The organism is Mesorhizobium sp. M7A.F.Ca.CA.003.01.2.1, from assembly GCF_003998945.1.
In the GTDB taxonomy this organism is placed as follows: Bacteria; Pseudomonadota; Alphaproteobacteria; order Rhizobiales; family Rhizobiaceae; genus Mesorhizobium; species Mesorhizobium ciceri.
In genome coordinates, this window is record NZ_RZRA01000981.1 from 1 (window position 1) to 2014 (window position 2014).

At 62.8% G+C, this 2014-nt stretch carries 3 protein-coding genes; all 3 read left to right on the forward strand.

Annotated elements, in window-relative coordinates:
* Positions 1-1031, forward strand: a 1031-nt coding sequence (locus EN969_RS28555) for an ABC transporter substrate-binding protein (RefSeq protein ID WP_127419603.1), incomplete at its 5' end; no start/stop codon positions are given.
* A 3-nt stretch (positions 1032-1034) separates the two neighbouring features.
* Positions 1035-1772, forward strand: coding sequence for an ATP-binding cassette domain-containing protein (locus EN969_RS28560; protein ID WP_024504790.1), 738 nt, complete (start codon positions 1035-1037; stop codon positions 1770-1772).
* On the forward strand, positions 1769-2014 hold a 246-nt coding region (locus EN969_RS28565; RefSeq protein WP_127419604.1), incomplete at its 3' end, for an ATP-binding cassette domain-containing protein. The genes EN969_RS28560 and EN969_RS28565, both read left to right, overlap by 4 nt.

The following is a 2014-nucleotide window of genomic DNA, read 5'->3' on the forward strand; positions in this document are numbered from 1 at the left end:
CGTTCGAACTGGTGGTCGGCGACGTCAAGGATCAGTCCGCCGGCAACGTCACCAGCGCCGTCGAACGCCTGCTTGGCGATCCGGGCGTACACTTCATGCTGACCGGCTATGCCAGCCTGACCAATTTCGAGATCGACAACATGGCCGAGGCGGAAATGCCCTACATGCTGGCGGCCACCTCGCAGCAGACCAGGGACATCATCGCGCCGAGCCCCGACAAATACATGTGCTGCTGGTCACTGACGCCTTCCTTCGACGCCTACAACACCGACGTCACCCTGTTCGTCGAGAAGCTCGCGGCCGACGGCAAGATCACCCTGCCGACCAAGAAGGTCGCCATCATCTCGTCCGACAATGCCTATTCGAAGACCATCTCCGAAGGCATGAAGAAGACGTTCAAGGAGAAGGGCTGGACCATCACCGTCGACGAGATCGTACCCTTCGGCGAAGTGACCGACTGGCGTTCGATCCTCGCCAAGGTGCGCGAGAACGTTCCCGATGTCGTCATCAACACCGACTATCTGCCGGGCAATTCGGCGTCGTTCCTCAACCAGTTCCTCGAGCAGCCGACCAAGAGCCTCGTCTTCCTGCAATACGCGCCGAGCGTTCCGGAATTCGTCGAGCTGACCGGCAAGAAATCGGATGGCATCATCTACAACCTGCTCGGCGGCGCGCTGACGACGCCGAAGAACCCGCGCGCCGATGAGGTGGCAGCCAAGTTCAAGGCAAAATACGGCGTCGAGAGCGGCACCTACGGCGTCGGCCTCTACGAAATGACCAATGTCTATTTCGATGCGGTCAAGAAGGTCGGGGGCGCATCCGACCATGCGGCGATCATGAAGGCGCTGTCGGAGACCGACAAGCAGGTCGCGGAAGGGCGGCTGAAATTCGATCCCGCCACCCACCTGGCCACGCAGGGCGACGACTATATTCCGATCACCTTCTTCCAGATCTGGGATGGCCAGCGCACGCTGATCTCGCCTGAGAAATATGCCACCGGCGCCTTCAAGCTCCAGCCCTGGATGAAGTAGGGAATGGCCCTGCTTGAACTGGACGACGTGTCGAAGGCCTTCGGTTCGCTGAAGGCCGTCGATGGCGTGTCGTTCAAGGTCGAGGCCGGCGAGATCTTCGGTATCGCCGGCCCGAACGGCAGCGGCAAGAGCACGCTGTTCAACATCATCACCGGCATCCCGTTCGGGCCCGACCGGGGCAACATCCGCTTTGACGGCATTGCCATAAACGGCAAATCGGGACACGCCATCGCGCGCCTCGGCCTTGCCCGGACCTTTCAGCGGGAGACCAGCTTCGACGGGCTGACCGTATTCGAGAACGCGCTGATCGGCGCCAGCTACGGCAAGCAGGAAAAGACAGCGGCCACGGCCCGCAATGCCGCCGCCGAGGCGCTGGAGTTCGTCGGCCTGGGATCCCAGTCGTTCGGCCGGCTTGCCGGCGAATTGTCCGTGTTCGAGCGCAAATGCCTGATGCTTGCCACGGCGATCGCCATGCAGCCACGCATGCTCTTGCTCGACGAGCCGGCATCGAGCCTGACCAAACCCGAGATCGAGACGTCGATCGGCCTGATCCGCCGCACCGCCGAACGCGGCATCACCATCCTGTTGATCGAGCACGTGCTGACTTTCCTGATGAGCCTTTCGCAGCATCTGCTGGTGCTCAACAATGGCCGCGTCCTGGCCGCCGGCGATCCGGCAGGCGTGATCGCCGATCCGCACGTCATCGAGGCCTATCTCGGCACGAGGAGGTCGGCGGCGTGAATCCCATTCTCAGCGTCGAAGGCGTCACCGCCGGCTATGGCCGCGTCACCGTGCTGCACGATATCTCGCTGGAGGCCGGCCGTTTCGGCAATGTCGGCCTGTTCGGCCCCAACGGCCATGGCAAGACGACGCTGCTGCGTGCTATCTCCGGGCTTCTGCAGCCGAAGAGCGGCCGCATCCTGTTCGACGGGCAAGACATTGTCGGCCACAGCGCACGCGCCATCGTCGGCGCCGGCCTGATC

Coding starts and splice junctions, on each gene's coding strand:
- EN969_RS28560 (WP_024504790.1), top strand. CDS start 1,035: ATGGCCCTGCTTGAACTGGACGACGTGTCGAAGGCCTTCGGTTCGCTG.